The organism is Thermomonas sp. (genome assembly GCF_023953935.1).
Lineage (GTDB): Bacteria > Pseudomonadota > Gammaproteobacteria > Xanthomonadales > Xanthomonadaceae > Thermomonas.
This window is the reverse complement of record NZ_JAMLIW010000007.1, coordinates 73,224-98,910: the sequence shown is the minus strand read 5'-3', so window position 1 is coordinate 98,910 and position 25,687 is coordinate 73,224. Positions and strand designations below refer to the sequence as shown.

Here is a 25,687-nt window from a genome sequence, read left to right as displayed (position 1 = left end):
CAGAGAATACGGAAAATTCGAACGGGAAAGGACAGGGCCGGCGCCGACACCGATCAATGCTGAATGCGCGCCCGCAGCAGTTCCAGCAGCTCCTGGGTTTCTGCCGTGTCCAGCCCCTCGCCGCGCTGGCGCTGCTGCAGTTCCTCGATGCGCTGCTGCGAGACCTGGCGGTCAAGCTGGGCGATGGCGTCGAGGAATTCGGCCCGCAGGTTGGCCGGTTCACCCGGAAGGTCGAGCACGGCCAGCTGTTGCAGCGCGGGCAACGCGTCGCGCCCTTCGAAATGTTCGAGCAGGGAGCCAGTGCTGATGTCCGGGCGCTCGCCGATCAGCAGCACCAGCTCGGAGAGCAGCTCGATGCCGGGCTGGCGCAGGCTGGCGAAGCGGTACGGCGGCGCCAGCTCCAGGGCCAGCGCCGGACGTTGCAGCAGGTGGGTGATCGCGGTACGGACCAGGCTGGGCTTGTGCGTCGGCCCTGCGGCGACGCGGCTGCTGCGCGCCGGAGCCGCCGTTGGCGCCGCGCCGGCGCGCGCGCTGATGCCGGTCAGCTCGCCCAACCGCTGCCGCATCAAATCGCCGAACGCGCCATCCGGGATCAGCGCCAGCAGCGGCTTGCAGCGTTCGGCCAGTCGCGCCTTGCCGTCGAGGCTGGCGAGGTTGACGTCGCTTGACAGCTGGTTGAAGAAGAATTCGGACAACGGCGTGGCCGCGCGCAGACGCGCGTCGAAACCATCCACGCCCTCCTTGCGGATCAGGCTGTCCGGGTCCTCAGCGTCGGGCAAAAACAGGAACAGCGCCTGGCGGCCGTCCTTCATGCGCGGCAGCACCGATTCGAGCGCTTTCCAGGCCGCGGCGCGACCGGCGCGGTCGCCGTCGAAGCAGAAGTACACGTCGGCGGCGCTGCGGAACAGCAGTTCGGCGTGCTCGGACGTGGTCGCGGTGCCCAGCGTGGCCACCGCCTGCGAAACCCCGAATTGCGCCAGCGCCACCACGTCCATGTATCCTTCGACCACGATCAGGCGTTCCAGCTTCTGGTTGGCCTGCCGCGCCTGCCACAGGCCGTACAGCTCGCGGCCCTTGTGGAACAGCGGGGTTTCCGGAGAGTTGAGGTACTTCGGCGAATCGTCGGGGTTGATCACCCGGCCGCCGAAGGCGATCACGCGGCCGCGACGGTCGTGGATCGGGAACATCAGGCGGTCGCGGAACTTGTCGTAGACGTGGCCGCGGTCGTTCTTCGAGAACATCCCGCCGCGTTCCAACAGGTGCAGCCGCTGCGGGTCGGTGCCGAGCGCGTCGCGCAACGCCGAGAAACCGCCGGGCGCATAGCCGATGTCGTAACGATCGACGATCTCGGTGGCGATGCCGCGTGCCTCGATGTAGGCGCGCGCCTTGGCGTTGGCCTCGCGCTGGCGCCGGAAGAAACCGGCGGCCGCGTCCATCGCGGCATACAGGTCGCGGGTCTCGGGATTGGCATTGCGCTGCGCGGTATCGCGCGGCACTTCCACGCCCACCCGCCGAGCCAGTTCCTCGACCGCATCGAGGAATTCCAGCCGGTCGTACTGCATCAGGAAGCTGATCGCCGACCCGTGCGCGCCGCAGCCGAAGCAGTGGTAGAACTGCTTTGTCGGCGAGACCGTGAAGCTGGCGCTGCGTTCGTCGTGGAACGGGCAGCGGGCGGCGTATTCGCGGCCCTGCTTCTTCAGGGGCACGCGGGTGGCGATCACTTCAACGATATCGGAGCGCGCCAGCAGGTCGTCGATGAAGGCGTCGGGAATGCGGGCCATAGGGCTAGTGTAGTCGCGGGCTGCTGGCGCAGGCGGGTTTCAGCCGAGCCGCTTGATCACCATTGATCAGAGTTCGTCGCGCGCCGCCAGCGCGTGCAGGGCGGTGCCGTCCAGCCGCTGCAACGTCCATTTGTCCATGCCGACTGCGCCGAGGCTGCGGTAGAACGCGATCGACGGGGTGTTCCAGTCCAGCACGCTCCATTCGAAGCGGGCGCAGTCGCGCTGCACCGCGATCCGCGCCAGCGCGGCCATCAGCTGCTTGCCCAGGCCCGCGCCGCGGAAGGCGGGGCGCACGAAGATGTCTTCCAGATACAAGCCGCGCTTGCCGGTGAAGGTGCTGAAATTGTGGAAGAACAGGGCGAAACCGGCGGCGGCGCCATCCACTTCGCCGATCAGGACTTCGGCAGCGGGCTGGGGGCCGAACAGCTGAGCGCGCAGGCCGGCGTCGGTGGCCACCGCGGCTTCGGCCATGCGCTCGTATTCGGCCAGTTCGGCGATCAGCTGCCGGATCAGCGGCACGTCGTCGGGCGTGGCGGGGCGGATGCTGACGAGGGCGTCGTTCATGCTGCGGGCTCGGAAAATTGCATTGGGCGTGGCCGCCGCTGGGCGCGATGGCGGCGCTGCGCCAGGAATCAGGACGCGAGCGCCTGCTTCACCAGCTTGCTGACCAGGCCCATGTCGGCCTTGCCGGCAAGCTGGGGCTTGAGCACGCCCATCAGCTTGCCCATGTCGGCGGCGGAGGCGGCGCCGGTGGCTGCGATGGCTTTGTCGATCTCCGCGAGGATGGCGGCCTCGTCGAGCTGGGCAGGCATGTAGGCTTCGATCACGCCCTTTTCGTAGCGCTCCTGTGCGGCCAGATCCTCGCGCGCGGCGGCCTCGTACTGGGTGATCGAATCCTTGCGCTGCTTGAGCATCTTCTCCATCACGCCCAGCACCAGCGGATCGGTCATCTCCACGCGCTCGTCGACTTCCTTCTGCTTGATCGCGGCGTTGATCAGGCGGATCACCGCGAGGCGGTCTTTTTGGCCGGCCTTCATCGCGGTCTTCATGTCATCGATGAGCTGTTGCTTGAGGGTCATGGTGATCTCCTTGGGTTCAGGGCCGGGCGCAGAAACGCAAAAAGCCGGCCACGCGCGTGCGTGCCGGCTTCTGCCGTCAACCGGCCGGATCAGTACAGGCGCTGGCGCTTGGTGACGTCGCGACCGGCGCGACGGGCCTGACGCTTCACCGCGGCCGCCGCCTTGCGCTTGCGCTCCTGGGTCGGCTTCTCGTAGAACTCGCGCTTGCGGGTTTCGGCGAGCACGCCGGCCTTTTCGCAGGTGCGCTTGAAGCGACGCAGGGCAAACTCGAACGGCTCGTTTTCGCGGACTTTGACGCTGGGCATTCGGAACTCTCGTGGTCGAAAGGCCTGCCTTTTGCGGCAGGAAGCTGCACATGGTAGCAGTGCCTCGGGTTTGAGCGCAAGATGGGCGGATGAAAGTCCTGGGTATCGAAACCTCCTGCGATGAGACCGGAGTGGCGGTCTACGACACCGCCTTGGGCGGTGCGGCCGGCCTGCGCGCGCACGCCGTCTACAGCCAGATCGCGCTGCACGCGGAATACGGCGGGGTGGTGCCGGAGCTGGCCAGCCGTGACCACGTGCGCAAGCTGCTGCCGCTGATCCGGCAGACCCTGGGCGAGGCGGGGCTGGGCGTGGCCGACATCGACGGCGTGGCCTACACGGCCGGCCCCGGCCTGGTCGGCGCGCTGCTGGTGGGCGCGGCGGTCGGCCGCTCGCTGGCGTGGGCGCTGGAGGTGCCGGCGCTGGCCGTCCACCACATGGAGGGCCACCTGCTGGCGCCGCTGCTGGAGGACGCTGCGCCGGAACCGCCGTTCGTGGCGCTGCTGGTCTCCGGCGGCCACACCCAGCTGATCGGTGTGGAGGCGATCGGCCGCTACCGGCTGCTGGGCGAAACCCTGGACGATGCCGCCGGCGAGGCTTTCGACAAGACCGCCAAGATGATGGGCCTGCCCTATCCGGGCGGGCCGCAGCTGGCCAGACTGGCCGAACAGGGCGCGCCGGGGCGCTTCAAGTTCGCCCGCCCGATGACCGACCGGCCGGGGCTGGATTTTTCCTTCAGCGGCTTGAAGACCCAGGTGCTGCTGGCGTGGCGCGACAGCGACCAATCCGAGCAGACCCGCGTCGACATCGCCCGCGGCTTCGAGGATGCAGTGGTCGATACCCTGGCGATCAAGTGCCAGCGCGCGCTGGATGCAGCCGGTTGCGACGTGCTGATCGTGGCCGGTGGGGTCGGTGCGAACAAGCGGCTGCGGGCGCGCTTGACACAGATGTGCGAACAACGCGGCGGCCGCGCCTGCTTCCCGCGCCCCGCGCTGTGCACCGACAACGGCGCGATGATCGCCTTCGCCGGCGCGCTGCGGTTGGCCGCCGGCCAGCGCGACGGTGCCGCGATCCGGGCGACCCCGCGCTGGGACATGGCGTTGTTGCCGGGATTGGGGATTCGTGATTCGTGATTGGTGATTGGTGATTGGTAAAAGCTTCAAGAGCAGGTAGCCTTCACGAATCACGAATCACGAATCACGAATCACGTGGACACCCTCTTCATCGAAGGCCTGCGCATCCCCGCCCTGATCGGGGTGCACGCGCGTGAGCGTCTCGCCCCGCAAACGCTGGTGCTGGACGTGCGGATCCGCTTCGAGACCCGCGTCGCCGCGCTCAGTGATTCCCTGATCGACGCCCTGGATTACGAAGCGGTGGCGCAGCGGCTGGCCGATTTCGTCACCCAGACCGAATACGTGCTGGTGGAGACGCTGGCCGAGGCCTGCGCCGAGCTGATCCTCAACGAATTCGGCGCCCACGGTGTGCACCTGAAAGTGAGCAAGCCCGAAGCGCTGCCGAACGCGACAGCGGTGGGCGTGGAAATCGAGCGCGGGAGTTTCGGGGAATGAGCGTGGTGCTGGTCACCGGCGCGTCGCGCGGGATCGGCCGGGCGATCGTCGCGCGTTTCGTCCGCGAAGGGCAGCAGGTGATCGCCTGCGCGCGCGGGCAGGCGGGCCTGGATGCGCTCAAGGCAGACCTGCCGGCGGTCGAGTGCTTCGCCTGCGACATGCGCGATGATGCAGCGGTGGATGCGCTGGCGCAGGCGGTGCTGGAGCGCCACGGCGGCGTCGAGCTGCTGGTCAACAACGCCGGTGCGTTCCAGCCGGGGGCGCTTGCCGAGGAGGATGATGGCGTGCTGCAGGAGATGCTGCAGGCCAACCTGTTCGGCGCCTATCGGCTGACCCGCCGGCTGCTGCCGGCGATGCTGGCGAAGCAAAGCGGGATGGTGCTCAACGTGTGCAGCACCGCCTCGATCGCGGCCTATTCCAACGGCGGCTCCTACAGCATCGCCAAGCACGCGCTGCTGGGCTTCACCCGCAATCTGCGCGAGGAAATGAAGCCGCACGGGGTGCGCGTGGTGGCGCTGATCCCCGGCGCGACCCATACCGATTCCTGGGCCGGGGTGGCGCTGCCGCCCGAGCGCTTCATGCCCGCCGAGGACGTGGCGGAAATGGCGTGGACGGCGTGGTCGCTGTCGCCGCGCACGGTGGTCGAGGAGATCGTCATGCGCCCGCAGCTGGGTGATATCGGTGCGGCGGATTTCGCATGAGCGAGAATGTCACCATTCGCCTTGCCAAGCAGAACATGAAGTTCTCTGCTGGCCATTTCACGATTTTCTCGGCCAGCGAACGCGAGCGCCTGCACGGGCACAATTTCTTCGTCGAAGTGGACCTCCACGCACGCATGCAGTTCAATGGCCTCTGCTTCGATTACGGCATCTACAAGGATCGGGTGGTCGCGCTGTGCCGTGAGTTGAACGAGTGGATGATCCTGCCGACGCGATCGCCGCACCTGCGGATCGAAGAGGACGGCGATCACGTGATCGCGGTGTTTGCCGGCCAGCGCATTCCGTTCCTGCGCGAGGACGTGAAACTGCTGCCGATCGAGAATGCGACCCTGGAAGAGTTCGCCGGCTGGTTCCTTGCGCGGCTGGGCGAAGATCGCGCTGCGCTGCGCGCGCATGCGATCGAGGAAATCGAGGTACGGGTAGCCTCCGCGCCCGGGCAGAGCGCGGGGCGCCGCGCGCGGTTCGACTAATGATGCCAGGAATTCCGGAGCCGGAGGCCGACGCACAGGCGCACAGTGCGCGCCTGCGCCAGCTGATCCAGGAGCAGATCATCGCCGCCGGCGGCGCGATCCCGTTCTGGAAGTTCATGGAGCTGGCGCTGTACGCGCCGGGCCTGGGCTACTACAGCGCCGGCGCGCACAAGTTCGGGGCGGGCGGGGACTTCGTCACCGCGCCGGAGCTCTCGCCGTTGTTTTCGGCAACCGTGACCGATGCGCTGGCACCGGTGCTCAAGCAGTTGGGCATCGATGCGGTGTTTTTCGAACTGGGCGGCGGCAGCGGCGCGTTTGCGCACGCTTGTCTGGAAGCGCTGCGCGATCTTGATGCGCTGCCGGCGCGCTACGCGATCCTCGAACCAAGCGCCGACCTGCGCACACGCCAGCGCGCGCGTCTGGAAGCCGCGCTGGATGCGGATCTGTTCGCACGGGTGGAATGGTTGGACGGGCCGATCCAGGAACCGTGGCAAGGCGTGGTGTTTGCCAACGAGGTGATCGACGCCCTGCCGGCTTCGCGTTTCGTCATTCGCCAGGGGCAAGTGCTGGAAGAGGGTGTGGCGCTGGATGGCGAGGGTCGCTTCGTGCGCAGCGAACAGCCGGCGGACGCGATGCTGGCCGCGGAGGTGCGTCGGATCGAAGGACAGCTGGACGCGCCGTTCGCCGACGGCTACCGCAGCGAAGTGCTGGTCCAGCTTCCGTATTGGGTGCAGGCGGTGGTCGGCGGGTTGCAGCGCGGCGCGCTGTTGTTCATCGACTACGGCCACCCGCGTTCGGAATACTATCTGCCCGAACGCGATGACGGCACCTTGCGCGCGTACAGGCAGCACCGGATGACGGCGGACGTGTTTGCCTGGCCGGGCTTGCAGGACATCACCGCTTCGGTGGATTTCACCGCGCTGGCCGAGGCCGGCGTCGGCGCCGGGTTTGAATTCGCCGGCTACTGCACGCAGGCCAGCTTCCTGCTTGGCAACGGTCTGGCCCAACGCTTGGCGCCCGCCGAGGCGGGTGCCGCGAATGACGCGGCGCGGCATGCCCTGCGCCAGCAGGTCAAGCGACTGACCCTGCCCAGCGAGATGGGCGAGCGCTTCCAGTGCCTGGGCTTCCAGCGCGGCGTGGAGTTCGAGCCCGCATTTGCCTTGGGCGACTTGAGCCATCGGCTGTGAACGCGCCAAAGCCCCGGTTCGGACGTTCGCTCAAGCCGTTCCGGCGGCCCTGGCTATGGACCGGGCTGTGGATGCTGGCCATTGCCGTGGTGGTGTTCGGCTCGCTGCTGCCGGTGCAGGATCTGCCCGAGGTCGGGGTCAGCGACAAGTTCGAACACTTCCTGGCGTACGCGGTGCTGTCGGCGGGCGCGGTGCAATTGTTCCAGCGGCGGCTGTCCTGGGGGTTCGTGTGCGTGGTGCTGGTGTTTCTCGGGATCGGCTTGGAATACCTGCAAGGCGCGATGGGAATGGGCCGCGCCGCCGACCGGATGGATGCACTGGCCAATACCGTGGGGGTGTTGATCGGGCTGGCGACGGCGTTCACGCCGCTGCGCGACCTGTTGCTAAGGTTCGATCGCCGGCTGTGACCTTGCCTGTGCGATGGCGGCGATCCGCGCCTTGCGCAATGCCGCGCCGAAGTCCGGGCCCTTGAGGCCGCTGGCCGCGATCGCATCGCCGCGCACCGATTGCGCTGCCGCGAACAGCCGCCGCAGCGTGGCGGCCTGGGGGTAGGGCGTTTCGGCATGCCCGGTGCGGCCGCGCGCGTCGGCCTCGCAGACGGTGGCGAGCTGATCGATTCGCATGGGTTTGCGGAAGCCGTCGCAGCGGGCGATCAGGTCGTGGATCGTGGCCGGCTTCAGCTCGGCGATGCGGTGCACCAGCAGGTGCTCGCGGCTGCACAATGCCGCCAGCTCGCGGTGCTCGCTCGGCGCCTTCAGGCGCTCGCTCATGGCGTTGGCGACGGCGACGCCGCGCTGTTCGTGCATGACGTGGCGCGGCAGTTCGGCCGCCGGCGTGAGCGCCTTGCCGAGGTCATGACAGAGCGCGCCGTAGCCGATCAGCTCGTCACCCGGCGTCAGCCGTGCAGCCATGTCGCAGACCATCTCGACGTGGGTGCCGGTATCGATCTCCGGGTGGTAATCGGCGCGCTGCGGGACCCCGTACAGGGCATCGACTTCCGGCAGCACCACGCGCAGGGCGTCGGCAGCACGCAGGCATTGCAGGAAGGCGGAGGGCGCTGCGCTGCGCAATGCCTTGCCCAATTCCTGCCAGACCCGCTCAGGTACCAGCGCGTCGAGCTCGCCGCTGGCCGCCATCTGCCGCATCAGCGCGATTGTTTCCGGTGCCACGGTGAAGCCCAGCGGCGCCAAGCGAGCCATGAAGCGCGCCGCCCGCAGCACCCGCAGCGGGTCTTCGACGAACGCATCGCCGACATGCCGCAGCACCCGCGCCTCGATGTCGCCCGCACCGCCGAACGGATCGACCAGCGTGCCGTCTTCGGCCCGCGCGATCGCGTTGATGGTGAAATCGCGCCGACGCAGGTCTTCTTCCAGCGTCACCGAAGGGTTGGCGTGGACGGCAAAGCCGGTGTAGCCGCGCCCGGATTTGCGTTCGGTGCGCGCCAGCGCGTATTCCTCGCCGGTCTGCGGATGCAGGAACACCGGGAAATCGCGGCCGACCTGCTTGAAGCCGGCGTCCAACATCTGTTGGGCGGTTGCGCCTACCACCACGAAATCGCGGTCGCCGGGGGGCAGGCCCAGCAGCGCGTCGCGGACCGCGCCGCCGACGAGGTAGGTTTGCACGGGCGCGGGCAGCATCGCGGCGACGGTGCCGTTCAGCGCCGCGCAGGCGGCGGGGCTGCGGCAGGCGTGGCCTCCGGGCAGGCAAAGCCCTTGCGCGGTCCGTTGATGATCCCGAGCATGCGGTCGCTGACGCGGCGGGCGTTGCCGTCCAGCCGCCAGTCGTAAATGGTGCTGAAACCAAGCACCCGGGCGACGTATTCGCGGGTCTCTTTATAGCCGATGGTCTCGATCCAGAAATCCGGTTCCAGGTTCGGCCGCTGCGTGAGCCAGCGGTTGGCGGCGCCGGGGCCGGCGTTGTAGCCGGCGATCACCAGATAAGGCTTGCCGTTGAAGCGGTCCATCAGCTGGCGCAGGTAGGCGGTGCCGAGGGTGATGCTGGTGTCGGCGTCGTACAGGGCTTCGGCGCTGGGCAAGGCCACGCCGAGCCGGCGCGCCAGGGTGGCGCCGGTGGACGGCAGCACCTGCATCAGGCCGCGGGCATCGGCGGGTGAGCGCGCGCGCGGATCGAAGATGGATTCGGCGCGGATTTCGGCGGCGATCCAGGAAGGATCGAGCGCGTTGCGCGCCGCCTCGCGCCGGATCGTGGCGCCGTGGTGCAGCGGAAAGCGCAAGGAATACAGCCGCCGCTCGTCCGGGTGGCGCTTGCCGGCCACGTTGATCAGCCCGAACACGCCGCGGTCGAACCAGCCGTTGTCCTGCGCCACCTCGACCGCCAGCCAGCGCTGCGGGTCGCTGAACCGCGCCACCGCGGCGTTCCATTCCTTCACCGCCCAGGCCTTGCGGCCCAGCTGATGGAGCTGGAGCGCCCGCACCAGGCCCGGATCGCGGGCGATGGTCAGCTTGGTTGCCTGCGGCGCAGGCGATTGCAGCGGGCACAGGGCATAGGGTTGGTCCAGCCGGTCGGCGGCAAGGAAGCCGTAGTAGTCGCTGCTGCGTGCGGCCTGCGCGTAGAGGGCTTTCGCTCCTGCCGCATCTCCCGTCAGGGCGCTGGTGCGGGCAGCGAAATACAGCCAGCGGGAATCGTTGCGCTGGGCATCGGGCATGCGTTTGATTGCGGCCAGTGCGCCGGCCCAGTCGCTGCGCGCGATCGCCTCGCGCACGCGCCATTCGTGCAGGGTGGCGTCATAGCCGACGGCGGGCACGGCGGCCAGCCGGCGGGCGGCATCCGGGGTGAAGGAGGCCGCCGACTGCAGCGCGATCTGGGCCAGCACCCGGCCGCGATCGGCATCGGTGAATTGCAGCGTTGAAGCGATCGACGGGAGCAGGGCTTCGGCCGCGCCCGGATTCTTGCGGGCGAATTTTTCCAGCGCCGCCGCGGCCACCAGACGGCTGCGCGCGGTCTTGGGCCAGCCGCCGACTTGGCCGTTGGGCGCATCGACATACGCCGCCCAGGCGTTGGCCTGCGCGGCATCCGCCGCAGGCAGGTCGCGGGCGATCGCGCGCATGACGCCGGTCTGCACCACGTCGGCGGCCAGATCGAAGCGTTCCCAGCGCAGCGCATCGGTCAGGCCACCCTGTGCGGCCAGCAGGGCGAACGGCGCGTCACACTGCGCGGGCAGTGATTTGCCGCTGCTGCGCCACAGCGCCTGCGCCTCCTGCGTCCATTGCGGATCGGTGCGGTTGACGGCCATCAGCGCCTGCAGGCGCAGGCAGCGCAGCGTGATGTCGTCGATCGCAGGGTCCCACTGCGCGAGGAAGGCCTGCCAGGCATTGCGCTTGGCCAGCGCGGCGAGCCATTCGCTGCGGAAGGCCGCGGCGACCGGTTCCCCCGGATGGGCGGCAAGGAAGGCGCTGCCGCGTTCGACCGGCAAGGTATCGAGGCGCCGCCGCAGCGCGGCGTATTCCAGCCAGCCTGCCAGCGGTTGGCTGCGGAAACCGGCCAGCGCCAGATCGCCCAGTCCGCTGCGGTCAGCGGCGTCGAAGGCGGCTTTCAGCGCCGGATCGGGTGGCGGGATCAGGATCGGCGCGCGGGCAGCCAGTGTGCCGACCTGATTCGGGGCTGCAGCCGCCGGCAGCGACGGCGCGCTGCTGACGCCAAACAGGAAAGCGAGCAATATCGACGCGGTTTTGTGCATGACCGGACTATAACCGAGCAGAAATGAACGCATTCCCCGGCCACACCCGATGACCGCATTGGCCCTGTACCTGCTGCTGGGCGCCTGCGTGGGCGTGATGGCCGGCCTGCTGGGCATTGGCGGCGGGCTGCTGCTGGTGGCCGCGCTGGCGTGGCTGTTTCCGCACATGGGCGTGCCCGAAGCCGCGGCGATGCACGCGGCGCTGGCCAGTTCGCTGGCCAGCATCGTCCTGACCGCGGCGTCTTCAGCGCGGGCGCACCACCGCCGCGGCAGCGTGCTGTGGCCCACCGTGGCGTGGATGGTGCCTGGCATCCTGATCGGCGGCTGGCTGGGCAGCCGGCTGGCGATTGGCCTGGACGGTCGGGTGCTGCGCTGGTGCGTGGCGGTCTATTGCCTGATCGTCGCGGTGCAGATGCTGTTGCCGAAGGCGGGCGGGCGCGCTGAACGCGCGGAGGCGCCGCGCGGGCCCGGCTACGCGCTGGCGGGTGGGGTGATCGGCGGGTTGTCCGCCATCGTCGGCATCGGCGGCGGCAGCCTGACCGTGCCACTGCTGGTCTGGCGCGGAGTGACGCCGGTGCGCGCCGTAGGCACCTCGTCGGCCTGCGGCGTCTTCATCGGCCTGGGCAGCGCGCTCGGCTACGCGCTGCAGGCGCCGGCGGGTGCCCTGGCGCTGCCGTGGTCGGTGGGCTTCGTCTATCTGCCGGCGGCGCTGGGCGTGGCCGGCACCTCGGTATTGTTCGCGCCGCTGGGCGCGCGAATCGCGCATGCGATCGACGGCGTGATGCTGCGGCGGGTGTTCGCGCTGTTCCTGCTGGGCGTGGGCGTGGCGTTTGCGTACAGTGCGCTGGATTGAGGTTGCGTTCGACGCTCAGCGCAGCGCGGCCTCGGGAACGTCCAGATCGACCGAAAGCGCCAGGTGGTCCGACTGCGCCGCCGGGACCGCGCGCATCTCGGCGATCGACAGCGCCGGCGTCACCAGCAGGTGGTCGATCGCGCGCAGCGGGCGCCAGGAAGGGAAGGTCGGAATGCGTTGCGAAGGCGGCTGCAGGTGCGTTTTGCGGAACAGCGCATGCATCTCCCGGCAATCGGGATCGCAGTTGAAGTCGCCCATCAGGACCGCGTTCGGGCTGTCCGCGAGCAGCTCGGCGATGAAGTCGAGCTGGTACTGGCGCGATTGGTTGCCCAGTGACAGATGGGCGATGGCAACCGCCAGCGCGTTGCTGTCGCTGCCGAAATTGGCCAGCAGCACGCCGCGCCCGCTGATCCGCCCCGGCAGCGGGTGTTCTTCGATCGACTTGGGTTCGATCCGGCTGAGCAGGCCGTTCGCGGTCGAGGCCAGCTTGCCGATCGTGCGGTTGGGCTGATGGCTCCACCAGGAAAAACCCGCGCGCTCGGCGAGGTAGTGGGTCTGGTTGGTGAAGCCCGAGCGCAGGCTGCCGGGGTCGGTCTCCTGCAGGCCGACGATGTCGTGCTGGCCGGCGAGCTCGGCGATGGCGTCAAGCGCACTGCGCTTGTTGCCACCGGGCAGGACGTGCGACCAGCTGTGGGTGATGTAGTCCTTGTAGCCGCGCGTGCTGTTGCCGGCCTGGATGTTGGCGCTCAGCAGGCGCAGCCGGCGTTTGTCCACGATCAGCGTAGCCGGGAATCAGCCGCCGTTGGTCCCGGCCGCGGCGGCCGCCGGCGCTTCGGTGGCAGGGGCCGCAGCGGCAGGCGCAGCGGCAGGGGCTGATTCGGCGGTCGGTGCCGGCGCGCCCGTTTCGTGCAGCTTGCGGCGTTCCATCTGGACCAGCTGGTTGATGATCCGGAACATGTCGTCGACCGTCCGGCCCTTGACCCGGTACTTGCCGTTGATGACGAAGGCCGGCGTGCCCATCTGGTCGCCGTTGGCGAACGCGGCGGTCATGTACTGGCGGGCTCGGTTGACCTTGGTGGCGATCGCGAAGCTCTGCATGCTGCTGAGGAACTGCTTCGGGTCGGCGCCGTAGTTGGCGTAGAACGCGGCGATGTCTTCGGGCGAATCCATGCCGCGCTCGCCCTTGAGGCTGCGGTCGATGTGGATGGCGCGGAACATCTCCTCGTGGGTCTGCGGCACGATGCCCAGCGCATCGGCGGCGTAGAACGCCTTGGCGTAGTTCTCCCACGGTCCGCCGAATGGCGCCGGGATGGAGACGAAGTGCACGTCGGGCGGCAGCTTGTCGCGCATCGCGGCCACCGTCGGTTCGACCGCGGCGCAGAACGGGCAGACATAGCCGAAGAATTCGGCCAGTTCGACCTTGCCCGGCGGCGTGTCATAGGGCTGGCCGTTGGGGATCACCACATAGTCGGTGCCCTCGACCGGCGGCGGCAGGCGTGCGGCCTCCTCTTCGGCTTTCTTGATCGCCGCAGCGGCGGCAGCGGCGCGCTGCGGGTCTTCCGCACTGGCCGCGGCGACGGTTGCGCCGGCGCCGGCCGTCGCTGCGGAGCCGCTGCCGGTCACCGGCGCCGGCGTTTCGCGGTTGCAGGCTGCCAGCGGCAGCAGGGCGAGCAGGAGCAGGACGTGGCGCAGGCGGATCATGGCAGCTTCCTCGGGCGGGATCAGGGGCGCTTGGCCGCCGGTGCGGCGGCGGGGCGGGCCGGTGCGGCGGCGCGGCGCGGCGCCAGCGCGTTCACTACTTTGCGGGCATTGGCCAGCAGGCTTTCGTAGCTGTTGCCGCGGATCATGTAGCGGCCGGCAACGATGATCGAGGGGGTGCCTTCGACGCCACTGCGCTGCGCGAACTCGTAGGCGGCGCGCAGCTTGGGCACCAGCGCGGCGTCATTGGTCAGCGCGGCGTTGAACGCAGCCGCATTCACGCCGCGAACGCGGCCGGCGTACTGACCGATCTGGGCGGTGCCGGCGTTCTGCGGCAGTTCGCCGGATTCGTGGATCGCGGTGAAGAAACTGCGGTGCAGCAGCGGGATGGTTTTGGTCGCTTCTTCGGCGAAGTAGGCCCGCGCCCAGGCGTCGTCCCGGCCGAACACGCCGGGGACGTACACCACGCGCGCGTGCGGCGGCAGCGTCTTGGCCCAAGCCTCGATCATCGGCGCGAAGTGCGCGCAGTGCGGGCAGGTGTAGGCAAACACCTCGGCCACTTCCACCATGCCCGGTGGCAATTGCCGGTAAGGCTGGCCACCTTCGATGCGGGTGTATTCGACGCCTTCGGTCAGGCCGGCAAGCTTCGCCTGGGCCTGTGCCGCGAACGGTGCGCTGGTCAGGAACAGGGCAATGAACAACAGTAGCGCACGCATCGAATCCGTCTCCGGGTTCAAGTCAGGGAAGTCAGCCTGCGCGATTGCCGGCGAACGGCGGATGAATGCGCGGCAATCACTGCGCCGTGCGTGCGTGCAGGCCTTGCACGTAGCTGGCCAGCGAATGGATCTCTTCGTCGGTCAGGGTTTTGGCGACGCTGGCCATCAGCGCGAAATGCGCCGGATTGGCATAGTTCGTCGTGCCGGTGCGGTACTCCTCGAGCCGGCGCGTCACATAAGCCGCGTCCTGGCCGTGCAGCGACGGATAGGCCGGGCCTGGATTGCCGGCGCCGGTCGCGCCGTGGCAGGCCATGCAGGCCGGCAGGCCGCGCGCCGCGTCACCGCCGCGGAACAGGCGTTCACCCACTTCGTAGAACTTCATCCCCTTGTTCGGGCCGCTGGCGATGACGCTGTCATCGGCGATGCCGGCGCCGGATTTCTGGCCGGCGTACCAGGCACCGACGTTGCGCATGTCCTGTGCACTGAGGATGCCGGCAAAGGGGGCCATCACCGCCGCCAGGCCGCTGGTGCGCTGGCCGCTTTTGAACAGATGGAGCTGGTCGGCGATGTAGCGTTCGGGCATGCCGGCCAGGCGCGGGGCATTCTGCTGCATCGCGTTGCCGTCGAGGCCGTGGCAGGCGGCGCAGATGGCGGCCTTGGCCTGGCCGGCCTTGGCATCGCCCCAGTGCGCCGGCGCTTCGGTCAGCGGTGCGGCTTGGACCGGCGCCGCGTCGGGCGCGGGGATGGCCGTGCTCTGGGCATAGGCGACCGCCGCGAGGGCGAGACAGGCAAGGCCGGCAAAGGCATGGGCAAGACGCATGCGTAACCCCGAAGCGTAAGGGCGGCCGGTGGCCGCGTGACGCGGAAATTATGGTCGGCAGGGCATCTGCGGTCAAACCGGTGCGGTCAGGGTGCCGGCTCGTGCGATGCTATGCCAATGGCTACCCCGAACCCGTTTACCGGCGCGCGCTATCTGCTGGCGGCGCACACCACGCAGCAGCTGCCGCCCGACGGGGGCTTCGAAGTGGCATTTGCGGGCCGCTCCAACGCCGGGAAATCCTCGGCGCTCAACGCCCTGTGCCAGCAAAATGCGCTGGCGCGGGTCTCCAAGACCCCGGGCCGGACCCAGCAACTGGTGTATTTCGGCGTTCCGCCCAAGGACGCGCGCTATCTGGTGGATCTGCCAGGCTATGGCTACGCCAAGGTGCCGCAGGACTTGCAGGCGCACTGGCAGGCGTTCCTTGGCGATTATTTCCGCGACCGGTTCGCGCTGCGCGGGCTGGTGGTGGTAATGGACGTGCGCCATCCGCTCAAGGACTATGACCGGATGATGCTGGCCCACGCCCGCGACCGCGGCCTGCCGGCCCACGTACTGCTGACCAAGGCCGACAAACTCAGCCGCGGCGCCGCCGGCAACACCAAGCAGGCGGTGCGGATGGAGCTGTGGCGGGTGTACGGGGAGGGGGTGAGCCTGCAGCTGTTTTCGGCGCAATCCAGACTGGGCGTGGACGAGCTGCGCGCGGTGGTGGCGAGCTGGCTGGAACTGTAGCGATTTTACACCCACGGTTGGAACGCTGCGGTCGTGCCAGCGTGTCGTCGCATTGACATTGTTCCCGGTATCCTGAACCGTTCATTTCAGGAATCCTCGATGTCCGGCCCCAGCCACGCCAGCGACACGCCGATCACCGACCGACAGCAATTGGCCGGGGTGATGGCCAAAGGCGAAAAGCCGCGCGACGCGTGGCGGATCGGTACCGAGCACGAAAAGTTCGGATTTCGGCTGGACGACCTGCGACCACCGAGCTTCGACGGTGAGCGTGGCATCGAAGCCCTGCTGACCGGCCTGATCCGCTTCGGCTGGCAGCCGCAGCAGGAAGCGGGGCGCACGATTGCGCTGAGCCGCGACAGTGCGTCGGTGAGCCTGGAGCCGGCCGGCCAGCTCGAGCTCTCGGGCGCGCCGCTGGCCACGATCCACGACACCTGCCGCGAGGTCGGCACTCACCTGCGCGAAGTGCGCGAAGTGGCCGACGAATTGCAGCTGGGCTTCCTAGGCATGGGTTTCCAGCCGAAGTGGCGTCGCGACGAGATGCCTTGGATGCCCAAGGGCCGCTACCAGATCATGCGCGAGTACATGCCCAAGGTCGGCGCGCTGGGCCTGGACATGATGGCGCGCACCTGCACCGTGCAGGTCAACCTTGACTATGCCAGCGAAGCGGACATGGTCGAGAAGTTCCGCGTCTCGCTGGCATTGCAGCCGATTGCCACCGCCCTGTTCGCCGACTCGCCGTTCACCGAAGGCCAGCCCAACGGCTACCTCAGCTACCGCTCGCACATCTGGACCGATACCGATCCCGACCGCACCGGCATGCTCGACTTCGTGTTCGAGGACGGCTTCGGCTACGAGCGCTATGTCGATTACCTGCTCGACGTGCCGATGTATTTCAGCTATCGCGAGGGTCGCTACATCGACGCCAGCGGCAAGTCGTTCCGCGATTTCCTTGCCGGCAGGCTCGACGTGCTGCCGGGCGCGCTGCCGACCCTGCGCGACTGGAACGACCACATGACCACGGCCTTTCCCGAGGTGCGGCTGAAGAGCTTTCTCGAGATGCGCGGCGCCGACGGCGGGCCGTGGAACCGGCTGTGCGCGCTGCCGGCATTCTGGGTCGGGCTGCTGTACGACCAGACTGCGCTGGATGCGGCCTGGGATCTGGTCAAGGATTTTTCGATGGAGGAGCGCCACGCGTTGCGCGATGGCGTGCCCAGGCACGCGCTGAAATTGCCATTCCGCGGCGGCAGTGTGCGCGAACTGGCGCGCGAGGCGTTGAAGATTTCCGCGCACGGTCTGGCGCGACGCGCCTGCTTGAACGCAAAAGGCGCGGATGAAACCCGCTTCCTCGATCCGCTGCTGGAAATCGTCGAATCCGGACAGACCCCGGCCGAACGCAAGCTCGAACTGTTCAACGGCGAGTGGTACGGCAGCGTGGATCCGGTGTTTTGCGAATTCGCATATTGATCGCCATTGGAGGCGCGCCATGATCGAGCTTGTCATCGAACAACGCCGTCGGGATCTGGGCAGTTTCGAAGTCGGCCGGGTGCTGCCGTTCGCCAGGCGCCGCATGGTCGGTCCGTACATATTCTTCGACCGCATGGGGCCGAAGGATCTGGCACCCGGCTTGCCGCGCGAGGCCGACGTGCGTCCGCATCCGCATATCGGCCTGTCCACGATCACCTACCTGTTCGCCGGCGAGATCATGCACCGCGACAGCCTCGGCTCGGAGCAGCCGATCCAGCCCGGCGAAGTCAACTGGATGACCGCCGGGAGCGGCATCACCCATTCCGAACGCTTCGAACGCCTGCGCCTCGAGGGCGGACTGATGGACGGCATCCAGGCCTGGGTGGCGCTGCCGACCGAGCGCGAGGAGATCGACCCCGGCTTCTGGCACTACGCCGCCGATGCCCTGCCCGAGATTGGCGAAAACGGCGCGCGCGGTCGCCTGATCGCAGGTCAGCTCGCTGGCGTGCAGTCGCCCGTTGCCGTCGATTCGCCGCAGTTCTACGTGCATTGGCAACTCAAGGCCGGCGCGCGCGTATCGCTGCCGGCCGAATACTCCGAGCGCGCGGTGTACGTGGTGCACGGCGAGGTCGAGATCGACGGCCAGCAGATCGCGCCCGGCAGCATGGCGGTGCTGACTGCGGGCAAGCCGGTCACCATCATGGCAACCAGCGACGCTGCGGTCATGGCGCTGGGCGGCGAGACGGTGGGGCCGCGTTACATCGACTGGAATTTCGTGTCCTCATCGAAAGAACGCATCGAGCAGGCGCGCGAGGACTGGCAGGCCGGCCGCATGAAACTGCCGGATCTGGACAATGGCGAGTTCATCCCGCTGCCGCCACGGATCGGCGAATTGCGGGAGCCCGAGCCGATGTCCTGAGATCGTCACCGGCCTCGCCCATCGCACACATCGCCATTTGCACAGTAGTATCAGGAGTCCGCTCATGAAATCCCGCGCCGCCGTCGCCTTTGCCGCAGGCCAGCCTTTGCAGATCGTCGAGATCGACGTGGCCCCACCGAAAGCCGGCGAAGTGCTGATCAAAATCACCCATACCGGCGTTTGCCATACCGATGCGTTCACGCTGTCCGGCGATGATCCGGAAGGCTTGTTCCCCTGCGTACTGGGTCACGAAGGCGCGGGCGTGGTGGTCGAAGTGGGCGAGGGCATCACGTCGGTGAAGCCGGGCGATCACGTGATTCCGCTGTATACGGCCGAATGCGGGCAGTGCCTGTTCTGCCAATCCGGCAAGACCAACCTGTGCACGGCGGTGCGCGCCACCCAGGGCAAGGGCGTGATGCCCGATGGCACCACCCGTTTCAGCTACAACAGCCAGCCGATTTACCACTACATGGGGTGTTCGACCTTTTCCGAATACACGGTGGTGGCCGAGGTCTCGCTGGCGAAGATCAATCCAGAGGCCAACCACGAGCAGGTGTGCCTGCTGGGCTGTGGCGTGACGACGGGCCTGGGTGCGGTAAAGAACACGGCCAAGGTGGCTGAAGGCGATACCGTCGCGGTATTCGGACTGGGCTGCCTGGGGCTGTCGGTAATCCACGGCGCCCATCAGGCAAGGGCGGGGCGGATCATCGCGATTGACCGCAACCCGGGCAAGTTCGAACTGGCGCGGCATTTCGGTGCCACCGATTGCGTGAATCCAGACGATTTCGACAAGCCGATCCAGCAGGTGGTCGTGGAGATGACCGGCTGGGGCGTGGATCACTCATTCGAGTGCATCGGCAACGTGGGCGTGATGCGCGCGGCATTGGAATGCGCGCACCGCGGCTGGGGCCAGAGCGTGATCATCGGCGTGGCTGGCGCCGGGCAGGAGATTTCCACCCGTCCGTTCCAGCTGGTGACGGGGCGCAAGTGGCTGGGCACGGCGTTCGGTGGCGTGAAAGGCCGCAGCCAGTTGCCGGGGATGGTGGAGGCTGCGATGCGCGAGGAAATCGAGCTGGCGCCCTTCGTCACCCATACGATGGAGCTGGACAAGATCAACGACGCGTTCGATTTGATGCACGACGGGCACTCGATCCGCAGCGTGGTGCATTTTTGAACACGCCTCGCCGCCGAGTTCTGGTGGCGGGTGCCACCGGGCTGGTGGGCGCCAGTCTGGTGGCCTGCCTGTGCGAGGATCCGGGCGTGGCGGAAGTGCATGCGCTGGCGCGGCGCGACTTGCCATGCGCACACCCGACGCTGCGGGTGCATCGGGTGGACTTTGCGGCGCTGCCAGCGCTGCCGCCCGTGGATGAGGTTTATCTGGCGCTGGGGACCACGATCGCGGTGGCCGGAAGCCAGGCCGCATTTCGCGCGGTCGATTTCGACGCCAATCTGGCGGTCGCGCGAGCAGCGCAGGCGGCCGGTGCGCGTCGCCTCGGGCTGGTCAGCGCGATGGGCGCCAATACGCGCTCACAGGTGTTCTACAACCGGGTCAAGGGTGAGCTGGAAGCGGCGCTGGCAGTGCTCGGGTTTGACGGGCTGGTGATCGCACGGCCATCGTTGCTGCGCGGCAACCGCACCGCGTTGGGTCAGCCGCTGCGCGCCGGCGAGCTGCGTTGGGCGAAAGTCGATGCCCTGCTGCGACCGCTGCTGCCGCGTGGTCTGCGCGCCATCGACGGCAGCGACGTGGCCGCTGCGCTGGCGGCGACCGTGCCAAACGCGCGCGGACGGGTGCTGCTCACGTCGGCGATGATGCAAGACGCTCAAAGCCGAGCCGCCCAGATTCGGGTGACCGCCTGATTCGGCATGCGTGGCCGACGCGCAATGCCGGAGTTCTGAGACGGCTGGGCAAGGAGGATGAGATGAATCGCGTTGAACACCGCGCCTGCTTCGGCGGCTGGCAGGACGTCTACCAACACGCATCAACGGCGCTGGACTGCACGATGCGGTTTGCCATCTACCTGCCGCCGCAGGCGCAGCACGGGCCGGTGCCGGTGCTGTACTGGCTGTCCGGGCTGACCTGCACCGAGCAGAACTTCATCCAGAAGGCCGGCGCCCAGCGCTATGCGGCCGAGCACGGCATCGCGCTGGTCTGCCCGGACACCAGCCCGCGTGGTGATGGCGTGGCCGATGCCGAAGGCTACGACCTCGGGCTAGGCGCGGGTTTCTACGTCAATGCGACGCAGGCACCGTGGGCGGCGCATTACCGGATGTACGACTACATCGTCGACGAACTGGCGGCATTGGTCGAAGCGCATTTCCCGGTGACGGGCGCGCGTGCGATCAGCGGGCATTCCATGGGTGGCCACGGCGCGCTGGTCGCCGCGCTGCGCAATCCCGGACGCTATCGCAGCGTGTCGGCGTTTGCGCCGATCGTGGCGCCTTCGCAGGTGCCTTGGGGGCAGAAGGCATTTGCCGCGTATCTGGGGGATGACGTCGCGACCTGGGCGCAGTACGACGCCTGCGCGTTGATAAAGACGGCAGCGGAAAAACTGCCGATTTTGATTGACCAGGGCGAGGCCGACGAATTCCTCGATCTCCAGCTGCGGCCGTGGCTGCTGCAGGAAGCGGCCGATGCAGTGGGCCACCCGCTGTACCTGCGCCTGCAACCCGGCTTCGATCACAGCTATTACTTCATCGCCAGTTTCATCGGTGAACACATCGCCCATCACGCGAAAGCGTTGCAGCGGTTGTAGGAGCGCGCCGCAGGGGCGCGATGCTTTTTCGGATCATGCAAGGGGATTCGCGCCCCTCGGCCTGCGACCTCGGTGCACTCCTACAGGCGCAGCGTGAAATCGGTATAGGCAAAGCGCCCATCGCGCAGCACGGTCTCGCCGCGTTCCAGTGCGATGGGCTGCGCAAACATCGGGCCCGCGGAAACGCAGGTGTGGAACTCGCCGTTTTCACCGCAAGGGTCGACCGCGTTCGGGAGTTCGTCCAGCAGGTCGGCATCGAAACGACGGCCGGAGAACTTGGCCTCGAGCCGGGTCGTGTCGACGCAGCACAGATCGGCGACCAGGCCACCGGCGAGCATCTCCCGCGCCAGCCGGGCCGTGTGGCTGCCGAACAACGGGGTGAGCAGAGACCAGCCGACGGCCTCCAGCTGCTGCTGGCGGTAATCGCGAATCTCGGTCAGGAACAAATCGCCGAACGCGGCGGTGCGCAACTCCGGCCAGCGTGCTTGCGCCTGCTGCAGCGTCCGGGCCATCGCCGTTTCGTAGCGGGCGTTGTCGCATTGTGCCGGGATCGACGCCTGCAGCAGCGGCAGTCCGGCAGCCCGCGCCTGTGCCTGCAGCACGTCCATCCGCACGCCTTGCATCGAAGAACGGCCGTACTCGCGGGTGATGGTGGAAAGCAGGGCGACAACCTCAACGTCGGCCCGCTGGCGCAGCGCGTGCAGCGCCCACGCGGCGTCCTTGCCGCCGCTCCAGGCCAGCAGGACCGGAGTCACGCTGGCAGGACCGCGCGCGGGCGGCGACTCACTCGAATTTCTTGTGTTCCGCCGCGAAGCCCACCGCCAGCGCGCCTTTGCCGACGTTCACGATGCCGGGCAGGCCCATGAAGGTCTCGTAGACGGTGACATCGTGCTCGCCGCAGACCTCGCGCAAGCGCGTGTAGCCGGGCATCGCGCGCATCTCGGCCAGGTCGCCGCCGTAGGACAACACCACCGCCGGGGTCAGCAGCCCCTCGCGGACGCGGTTGCCGACGAACCCGAACATTTTCTCGACCGCATGATCGAAGCCCTTCACCTTGCCGACCGGCCCGGTTTCGCCGCGGTTGGCGTGCAGGATCGGCTTGATGTCGAGCGTGGTGCCCATGAAGGCGCTGAACAGGCTCACGCTGCGATCGCCGCGGATGCGGGTGCGGTTGCGCAGGTAATAGAGGTCGCGCGGCACCATGTAGGCGTGCACGTTCTGGACCAGCGCTTCCAGGCTGTTGCGGATCTTCGGCGGTGCCTCGCCGGCGTCGCGCAGGCGCGCGGCTTCAACCACCACCACGCCGGGGCCGGGGAACACGTTCTGGCTGTCCACGACGCGCAGCGAAAACGGCGTGTTGTTGCCGGCCTGGGCGCGGATCGGCTTGTAGTCATTCAGGATCGAATAGCTGGCCTGCACGGCGTTGTCGTAGATGCCGCTGCGGCTGGCCGCGGTGGTGATGCAAAAAACGTAGTCGTAATCGAAGACCAGTTTGTTCAGGAACAGGTCGTGCACGTCCTGTACGCCGTAGGGCGTGCTGACGGCTTCGAACGCGCGCTCGCCGGTTTCGCCGGTGAGAAAACCCATCGTCGCCTCTTCGCTGCGCACATCCGCAAGCACCGCGTTGCCGATCTGGATCGTCACCGGCATGACGGTGATGTTTTCTTTTTCGATGAACTCGTTGGGCAAGTCCACCGCCGAGTCCATGATGATTCCGATACGCATGACCACCCCCTCAGGCACCATACTGCGCCGAACGTACTCCAATTGACGGGCATTTGCATCGACTTCTTGAACAACGAGTGAAGCATGTCCCAGTTTGGAAGCAGTCCGCCTGTCGAATATTGCGATGCAGCATGCACTGGGTGCGGAAGCCGCCGGGTTAGGATTGAGCTTGTCCAGTCGTGTGGATCCCCATCGCCGGTGGCGCCCGATGCTTGAACCTGACAGGAGCGGTGGAATGACGCCAGCCGACATGGTGGGCTTCTGGCGCGATGCAGGCGCCGGCAAGTGGTTCAATGGCGGGGTCGCGTTCGACGAAGCCTGCCGGACGCGCTTCGGTGAGCTTCACCACCTGGCCGCGCAGCGCGAGCTGGACGGCTGGATGCGCGACGCTGAGGGTGCGCTGGCGCTGTTGCTGCTGTTGGACCAGATTCCGCGCAACATCTTCCGCGGCAGTGCGCACGCCTTTGCGACCGACCCGCTGGCGCGCCTGCATGCGTCCAGCGCGATTGCCGCAGGGTTCGACGCGCAAGCCGACCCGGCGCTGCGGCTGTTCTTCTACCTGCCGTTCGAGCATTCCGAAGCGATGGTGGACCAGGACCGCGCGGTGGCGTTGTTCAAGTCGCTCGGGCCCGGGGCGTATCTGGATTACGCGGTCATCCACCGCGATGTCATCGCCAAGTTCGGCCGTTTCCCGCACCGCAACCGGGCGCTAGGGCGCGAAAGCACGCCCGAGGAGCAGGCGTGGCTGAACGCGGGCGGGGGATTCTGAGCCGCCGGGCGGCCGCGCTCAGTAGCGCGGTACCGTCGGGTCGAGCTCGGCCCAGGCGTTGGTGCCGCCGGCGACGTTGTAAACGTGGGTAAACCCGAGCGCGCGGAAGTGCTCGGCCGCCTGTTGGCTGCGCGCCCCGGCCTGGCAAATGAAGGCCAGCGGCTGGTCTTTCGGCAGGGCCTCGATGTCCTCGACGCCATCATCGAAATTGCGGCTGGCCACGGGGACCTCGGCCAGGGCACGCTCCTGCGCCGGGCGCACGTCGACCAGGGTCAGGGTGCCGGCAGCGACCCGGTCGCGCGTCTCGGCCGGGGTCAGCGTTCCCACCTTGGGCGGCGCGTTGGGGTTGTCGATCACCAGCCCCTTGCCGCGGGCATCGTCGGCCCAGTCGATCTGCATGCCGCGGGCGCGCTGGGCGCTGACCAGGTCGAACTGGGCGCGGATGCCTTCGGATTCAGTGGTGATCGCCGTGTCGTCGCGCTCGGCCAGCTGCAACCTGGCGTTGAAACCGCGATCGATCTCGATTTGCAGCGCATAGCCGGGGCCGGCGTTGTCCAGCGCCTGCTTCAGCATCTGCGCGGCGGCCGGGGTGATGGTGATCTGCGGCGGCGTGCGGTCCGGCGCCGGCAGGCCCAGCGCGGCGTGCAGTTCGCCGCTGCCGGCCATCTGGGAAATGATGTCGGCGCCGCCGACCAGCTCGCCGTGGACGTACAGCTGCGGGATGGTCGGCCAGTCGCCGAAGACCTTGATGCCTTCGCGGATGTCCGGGTCGGCCAGCACGTTGACGTGGGCATAGTCCGCACCGGTGGCGTCGAGGGCGGCCACCGCGCGCGCAGAAAACCCGCACTGCGGGGCGCTTGGCGTGCCCTTCAGGAACAGGACGACGGGGTTGGAGGACAGCACCGTTTCGATGCGAGCGCGCAGGGCCGAATCAAGGGACATGGGGATTTCCGGGAAGACGAACCGTGGATTTTACGATGTGCAAAATGACGAACGCTGACTCGGGCCTGGGTCAGGCCACCGCGCTGCATGCGTCAGTGCCCTGGGCACGTCGCGCCAGCACGCGATCGATGCGGGTGAACACCTCGCGCAGCATCGGCGCTTCCGGCAGCAGCGTGACACGGAAGTGCTCGCGGTAGGGCACGTTGAAGCTGGTACCGGGCACGATCAGCACGTCTTCCTGTTCCAGCATGTCCAGCGCGAATTCGTGGTCATCGAAGCCGCGGGCGGCATCGCCGACCACGCGCGGGAAGCCGTACAGCGCCCCGGCCGGTGCCACCAGCGACAGGTGCTCGCTGGCGGCGCAGCTCTCGATCAGGGCCTTGCGGGTTTCGAACAGGCGGCCACCGGGGCGGCACAACGGGGTGATGGTGTCGGTGCCGTGCAGGGCTTGCTCGATCGCGAATTGCCCCGGCACATTGGCGCACAGGCGCAGCGCGCCGAGCAGGTCGAGCGCGTGGTGGAAGTCTCCGCAGGCCAGCGGATCGCCGCTCAGCACCGCCCAGCCGACCCGCCAGCCGCAGGCGCGGTGCACCTTGGACAGCCCGCCGAAGCTCATGCACGGCAGGTCGCCGGCCAGCGGCGCGACCGGCTGGAACACCGCATCGTCGTACAGGATGCCGTCGTAGATTTCATCGACCAGCAACAGCAGACGGTAACGGCGGGCGATCTCGACGATCCGCTCCAGCAGCGCCTTCGGGTAGTTCGCGCCGGTCGGGTTGTTGGGATTGATCAGCACGATCGCGCGGGTGCGCGAGGACACCAGCGATTCGATCTGCTCGGGATCGGGCAGGAAGCCGTTGTCGCGGTCACATTTGTAATAGACCGGGCGACCGTCGTTGAGGATGGTGGCCGCCGACCACAGCGGGTAGTCGGGCGAGGGCACCAGCACTTCCTCGCCGGGGTTGAGCAGGGCGCGCAGGGAAATGTCGATCAGCTCGGACACGCCATTGCCGACGAACACGCGCTCCGGCGAGGCATTGGGCGTGCCGCGCTGCTTGTGGAAGGCGGCGATCGCCTCGCGCGCTTCCGGCAGGCCTTGCTGGTGGGTGTACGGATCGGTGCGGGCAATGCCGCCGGCGATCGCGTTCTGCAGATGCTCGGGCGCGCGGAAGCCGAACGCGCCGGGGTTGCCGATGTTCAGCTTGATCAACTTGCGCCCGTTGGCCTCCATCTCGCGCGCGCGCCGCGCCAATTCCCCCCGGATTTCGTAGCGAACTTCGGTCAAACGGGTGCGGGTGGCGATCTTGTGGCGGGGGTTGATGGCGGACATGGGGGAACGGCAGGAAAATCGGAGCGCATAGCCTAGCGGAAATGCTGCCGCAGGAAATGAAGGCCGCGGCGCCCGGATCAGGGGACGCTGTGCCCGCCGGGAATGCTGGATTCAGATCAAGCCAACCGCGCAGGAGCTTTGCCATAATCGATGGCGTCCATGGGCA

Annotated in this window: 28 protein-coding genes; 14 read left to right on the top strand and 14 right to left on the bottom strand. The window is 67.9% G+C overall.

Going from position 1 to position 25,687, the window contains the following annotated elements:
* Positions 1-53 precede the first annotated feature (53 nt).
* The 4 genes from dnaG to rpsU all read right to left on the bottom strand — a co-directional run bounded on the left by dnaG (position 54) and on the right by rpsU (position 3,165).
* On the bottom strand, positions 54-1,781 hold the full coding sequence (dnaG, locus tag M9902_RS09360; RefSeq protein WP_297222491.1) for a DNA primase: 1,728 nt from the start codon (positions 1,779-1,781) through the stop codon (positions 54-56).
* Positions 1,782-1,847: 66 nt separating this feature from the next.
* Positions 1,848-2,345 (bottom strand): GNAT family N-acetyltransferase, encoded by a 498-nt coding sequence (locus M9902_RS09355; RefSeq protein WP_297222489.1) that lies wholly within the window; start codon positions 2,343-2,345, stop codon positions 1,848-1,850.
* 68 nt (positions 2,346-2,413) lie between these two features.
* The gene (locus M9902_RS09350) at positions 2,414-2,860 is read right to left on the bottom strand and encodes a GatB/YqeY domain-containing protein (RefSeq protein ID WP_297222487.1); all 447 of its coding nucleotides are present in this window, start codon (positions 2,858-2,860) and stop codon (positions 2,414-2,416) included.
* A gap of 89 nt (positions 2,861-2,949) precedes the next feature.
* Positions 2,950-3,165, bottom strand: coding sequence for a 30S ribosomal protein S21 (gene rpsU, locus M9902_RS09345; RefSeq protein WP_139716606.1), 216 nt, complete (start codon positions 3,163-3,165; stop codon positions 2,950-2,952).
* Between the two features lie 89 nt (positions 3,166-3,254).
* Here rpsU and tsaD point away from each other — a divergent pair, with 89 nt between their 5' ends.
* The 6 genes from tsaD (at position 3,255) to M9902_RS09315 (ending at position 7,513) form a co-directional block, all read left to right on the top strand.
* Complete coding sequence (gene tsaD / locus M9902_RS09340) at positions 3,255-4,295, top strand: tRNA (adenosine(37)-N6)-threonylcarbamoyltransferase complex transferase subunit TsaD (RefSeq protein ID WP_297222485.1); 1,041 nt, start codon at positions 3,255-3,257, stop codon at positions 4,293-4,295.
* A 75-nt stretch (positions 4,296-4,370) separates the two neighbouring features.
* Positions 4,371-4,730, top strand: coding sequence for a dihydroneopterin aldolase (folB, locus tag M9902_RS09335; RefSeq protein ID WP_297170463.1), 360 nt, complete (start codon positions 4,371-4,373; stop codon positions 4,728-4,730).
* Positions 4,727-5,431, top strand: coding sequence for an SDR family oxidoreductase (locus tag M9902_RS09330; RefSeq protein ID WP_297222483.1), 705 nt, complete (start codon positions 4,727-4,729; stop codon positions 5,429-5,431). Before folB ends, M9902_RS09330 begins: the two co-directional genes overlap by 4 nt.
* A complete protein-coding gene (locus M9902_RS09325) occupies positions 5,428-5,919 on the top strand; it encodes a 6-carboxytetrahydropterin synthase (RefSeq protein ID WP_297222481.1) in 492 nt (163 codons plus the stop codon). Before M9902_RS09330 ends, M9902_RS09325 begins: the two co-directional genes overlap by 4 nt.
* Positions 5,919-7,106, top strand: coding sequence for an SAM-dependent methyltransferase (locus tag M9902_RS09320; RefSeq protein ID WP_297222479.1), 1,188 nt, complete (start codon positions 5,919-5,921; stop codon positions 7,104-7,106). Before M9902_RS09325 ends, M9902_RS09320 begins: the two co-directional genes overlap by 1 nt.
* Before the next feature lie 71 nt (positions 7,107-7,177).
* Positions 7,178-7,513 carry a VanZ family protein gene (locus M9902_RS09315; protein ID WP_297222565.1) on the top strand — a complete coding sequence of 112 codons (336 nt, stop codon included), beginning with the start codon at positions 7,178-7,180 and terminating at the stop codon, positions 7,511-7,513.
* Here M9902_RS09315 and M9902_RS09310 read toward each other — a convergent pair.
* Entirely contained in the window at positions 7,490-8,728 is a 1,239-nt protein-coding gene (locus tag M9902_RS09310; protein WP_297222477.1) for a multifunctional CCA addition/repair protein, read from the bottom strand. The two genes, M9902_RS09315 and M9902_RS09310, sit on opposite strands and share 24 nt — an antisense overlap.
* Positions 8,729-8,760: 32 nt before the next feature.
* On the bottom strand, positions 8,761-10,803 hold the full coding sequence (locus tag M9902_RS09305; RefSeq protein ID WP_297222475.1) for a lytic transglycosylase domain-containing protein: 2,043 nt from the start codon (positions 10,801-10,803) through the stop codon (positions 8,761-8,763).
* A 49-nt stretch (positions 10,804-10,852) separates the two neighbouring features.
* On the opposite strand from M9902_RS09305, the gene M9902_RS09300 reads away from it, so the two are divergent.
* Positions 10,853-11,656 carry a sulfite exporter TauE/SafE family protein gene (locus tag M9902_RS09300; protein ID WP_297222473.1) on the top strand — a complete coding sequence of 268 codons (804 nt, stop codon included), beginning with the start codon at positions 10,853-10,855 and terminating at the stop codon, positions 11,654-11,656.
* Between the two features lie 15 nt (positions 11,657-11,671).
* Here M9902_RS09300 and M9902_RS09295 read toward each other — a convergent pair whose 3' ends face one another.
* From M9902_RS09295 to M9902_RS09280, 4 genes are all read right to left on the bottom strand, one after another.
* Positions 11,672-12,409: an endonuclease/exonuclease/phosphatase family protein gene (locus M9902_RS09295; protein WP_297222563.1), complete on the bottom strand. Its 738-nt coding sequence runs from the start codon at positions 12,407-12,409 to the stop codon at positions 11,672-11,674.
* A 39-nt stretch (positions 12,410-12,448) separates the two neighbouring features.
* The gene (locus M9902_RS09290) at positions 12,449-13,354 is read right to left on the bottom strand and encodes a thiol:disulfide interchange protein DsbA/DsbL (RefSeq protein ID WP_297222560.1); all 906 of its coding nucleotides are present in this window, start codon (positions 13,352-13,354) and stop codon (positions 12,449-12,451) included.
* Between the two features lie 23 nt (positions 13,355-13,377).
* On the bottom strand, positions 13,378-14,070 hold the full coding sequence (locus tag M9902_RS09285) for a thiol:disulfide interchange protein DsbA/DsbL (protein ID WP_297222471.1): 693 nt from the start codon (positions 14,068-14,070) through the stop codon (positions 13,378-13,380).
* Positions 14,071-14,146: 76 nt separating this feature from the next.
* Positions 14,147-14,890: a cytochrome c4 gene (locus tag M9902_RS09280; RefSeq protein ID WP_297170522.1), complete on the bottom strand. Its 744-nt coding sequence runs from the start codon at positions 14,888-14,890 to the stop codon at positions 14,147-14,149.
* 117 nt (positions 14,891-15,007) lie between these two features.
* Here M9902_RS09280 and yihA point away from each other — a divergent pair, with 117 nt between their 5' ends.
* The 6 genes from yihA to fghA all read left to right on the top strand — a co-directional run bounded on the left by yihA (position 15,008) and on the right by fghA (position 20,755).
* Entirely contained in the window at positions 15,008-15,619 is a 612-nt protein-coding gene (gene yihA / locus M9902_RS09275; protein ID WP_297222470.1) for a ribosome biogenesis GTP-binding protein YihA/YsxC, read from the top strand.
* A gap of 99 nt (positions 15,620-15,718) precedes the next feature.
* On the top strand, positions 15,719-17,083 hold the full coding sequence (locus M9902_RS09270) for a glutamate--cysteine ligase (RefSeq protein ID WP_297222468.1): 1,365 nt from the start codon (positions 15,719-15,721) through the stop codon (positions 17,081-17,083).
* Positions 17,084-17,102: 19 nt separating this feature from the next.
* Positions 17,103-18,002 carry a pirin family protein gene (locus M9902_RS09265; protein WP_297222466.1) on the top strand — a complete coding sequence of 300 codons (900 nt, stop codon included), beginning with the start codon at positions 17,103-17,105 and terminating at the stop codon, positions 18,000-18,002.
* Between the two features lie 64 nt (positions 18,003-18,066).
* On the top strand, positions 18,067-19,176 hold the full coding sequence (locus M9902_RS09260; protein ID WP_297222464.1) for an S-(hydroxymethyl)glutathione dehydrogenase/class III alcohol dehydrogenase: 1,110 nt from the start codon (positions 18,067-18,069) through the stop codon (positions 19,174-19,176).
* Positions 19,173-19,859: an NAD(P)H-binding protein gene (locus M9902_RS09255; RefSeq protein ID WP_297222463.1), complete on the top strand. Its 687-nt coding sequence runs from the start codon at positions 19,173-19,175 to the stop codon at positions 19,857-19,859. The genes M9902_RS09260 and M9902_RS09255 overlap by 4 nt, the downstream gene beginning before the upstream one ends.
* 62 nt (positions 19,860-19,921) lie before the next feature.
* Positions 19,922-20,755: an S-formylglutathione hydrolase gene (fghA, locus tag M9902_RS09250; RefSeq protein WP_297222461.1), complete on the top strand. Its 834-nt coding sequence runs from the start codon at positions 19,922-19,924 to the stop codon at positions 20,753-20,755.
* A gap of 80 nt (positions 20,756-20,835) precedes the next feature.
* Here fghA and M9902_RS09245 read toward each other — a convergent pair whose 3' ends face one another.
* Positions 20,836-21,510: an ATP-binding protein gene (locus tag M9902_RS09245; protein WP_297222459.1), complete on the bottom strand. Its 675-nt coding sequence runs from the start codon at positions 21,508-21,510 to the stop codon at positions 20,836-20,838.
* A gap of 28 nt (positions 21,511-21,538) precedes the next feature.
* Positions 21,539-22,480 (bottom strand): DegV family protein, encoded by a 942-nt coding sequence (locus M9902_RS09240; RefSeq protein WP_297170536.1) that lies wholly within the window; start codon positions 22,478-22,480, stop codon positions 21,539-21,541.
* A gap of 235 nt (positions 22,481-22,715) precedes the next feature.
* Here M9902_RS09240 and M9902_RS09235 point away from each other — a divergent pair, with 235 nt between their 5' ends.
* Positions 22,716-23,249, top strand: coding sequence for a DUF924 family protein (locus tag M9902_RS09235; RefSeq protein WP_297170538.1), 534 nt, complete (start codon positions 22,716-22,718; stop codon positions 23,247-23,249).
* Positions 23,250-23,267: 18 nt separating this feature from the next.
* Here M9902_RS09235 and grxD read toward each other — a convergent pair whose 3' ends face one another.
* Both grxD and M9902_RS09225 read right to left on the bottom strand, forming a co-directional pair.
* The gene (gene grxD / locus M9902_RS09230; RefSeq protein WP_297170540.1) at positions 23,268-24,191 is read right to left on the bottom strand and encodes a Grx4 family monothiol glutaredoxin; all 924 of its coding nucleotides are present in this window, start codon (positions 24,189-24,191) and stop codon (positions 23,268-23,270) included.
* Between the two features lie 70 nt (positions 24,192-24,261).
* Positions 24,262-25,521: a pyridoxal phosphate-dependent aminotransferase gene (locus M9902_RS09225; RefSeq protein ID WP_297222456.1), complete on the bottom strand. Its 1,260-nt coding sequence runs from the start codon at positions 25,519-25,521 to the stop codon at positions 24,262-24,264.
* Positions 25,522-25,687: the final 166 nt, after the last annotated feature.

What these genes read in the sequence shown, in the direction of transcription:
- dnaG (WP_297222491.1), bottom strand. Translation starts at nt 1,781, where the DNA reads ATGGCCCGCATTCCCGACGCCTTCATCGACGACCTGCTGGCGCGCTCC.
- M9902_RS09355 (WP_297222489.1), bottom strand. Translation starts at nt 2,345, where the DNA reads ATGAACGACGCCCTCGTCAGCATCCGCCCCGCCACGCCCGACGACGTG.
- M9902_RS09350 (WP_297222487.1), bottom strand. Translation starts at nt 2,860, where the DNA reads ATGACCCTCAAGCAACAGCTCATCGATGACATGAAGACCGCGATGAAG.
- rpsU (WP_139716606.1), bottom strand. Translation starts at nt 3,165, where the DNA reads ATGCCCAGCGTCAAAGTCCGCGAAAACGAGCCGTTCGAGTTTGCCCTG.
- tsaD (WP_297222485.1), top strand. Translation starts at nt 3,255, where the DNA reads ATGAAAGTCCTGGGTATCGAAACCTCCTGCGATGAGACCGGAGTGGCG.
- M9902_RS09330 (WP_297222483.1), top strand. Translation starts at nt 4,727, where the DNA reads ATGAGCGTGGTGCTGGTCACCGGCGCGTCGCGCGGGATCGGCCGGGCG.
- M9902_RS09325 (WP_297222481.1), top strand. Translation starts at nt 5,428, where the DNA reads ATGAGCGAGAATGTCACCATTCGCCTTGCCAAGCAGAACATGAAGTTC.
- M9902_RS09320 (WP_297222479.1), top strand. Translation starts at nt 5,919, where the DNA reads ATGATGCCAGGAATTCCGGAGCCGGAGGCCGACGCACAGGCGCACAGT.
- M9902_RS09315 (WP_297222565.1), top strand. Translation starts at nt 7,178, where the DNA reads ATGCTGGCCATTGCCGTGGTGGTGTTCGGCTCGCTGCTGCCGGTGCAG.
- M9902_RS09305 (WP_297222475.1), bottom strand. Translation starts at nt 10,803, where the DNA reads ATGCACAAAACCGCGTCGATATTGCTCGCTTTCCTGTTTGGCGTCAGC.
- M9902_RS09300 (WP_297222473.1), top strand. Translation starts at nt 10,853, where the DNA reads ATGACCGCATTGGCCCTGTACCTGCTGCTGGGCGCCTGCGTGGGCGTG.
- M9902_RS09285 (WP_297222471.1), bottom strand. Translation starts at nt 14,070, where the DNA reads ATGCGTGCGCTACTGTTGTTCATTGCCCTGTTCCTGACCAGCGCACCG.
- M9902_RS09280 (WP_297170522.1), bottom strand. Translation starts at nt 14,890, where the DNA reads ATGCGTCTTGCCCATGCCTTTGCCGGCCTTGCCTGTCTCGCCCTCGCG.
- yihA (WP_297222470.1), top strand. Translation starts at nt 15,008, where the DNA reads ATGGCTACCCCGAACCCGTTTACCGGCGCGCGCTATCTGCTGGCGGCG.
- M9902_RS09270 (WP_297222468.1), top strand. Translation starts at nt 15,719, where the DNA reads ATGTCCGGCCCCAGCCACGCCAGCGACACGCCGATCACCGACCGACAG.
- M9902_RS09265 (WP_297222466.1), top strand. Translation starts at nt 17,103, where the DNA reads ATGATCGAGCTTGTCATCGAACAACGCCGTCGGGATCTGGGCAGTTTC.
- M9902_RS09260 (WP_297222464.1), top strand. Translation starts at nt 18,067, where the DNA reads ATGAAATCCCGCGCCGCCGTCGCCTTTGCCGCAGGCCAGCCTTTGCAG.
- fghA (WP_297222461.1), top strand. Translation starts at nt 19,922, where the DNA reads ATGAATCGCGTTGAACACCGCGCCTGCTTCGGCGGCTGGCAGGACGTC.
- M9902_RS09240 (WP_297170536.1), bottom strand. Translation starts at nt 22,480, where the DNA reads ATGCGTATCGGAATCATCATGGACTCGGCGGTGGACTTGCCCAACGAG.
- M9902_RS09235 (WP_297170538.1), top strand. Translation starts at nt 22,716, where the DNA reads ATGACGCCAGCCGACATGGTGGGCTTCTGGCGCGATGCAGGCGCCGGC.
- grxD (WP_297170540.1), bottom strand. Translation starts at nt 24,191, where the DNA reads ATGTCCCTTGATTCGGCCCTGCGCGCTCGCATCGAAACGGTGCTGTCC.
- M9902_RS09225 (WP_297222456.1), bottom strand. Translation starts at nt 25,521, where the DNA reads ATGTCCGCCATCAACCCCCGCCACAAGATCGCCACCCGCACCCGTTTG.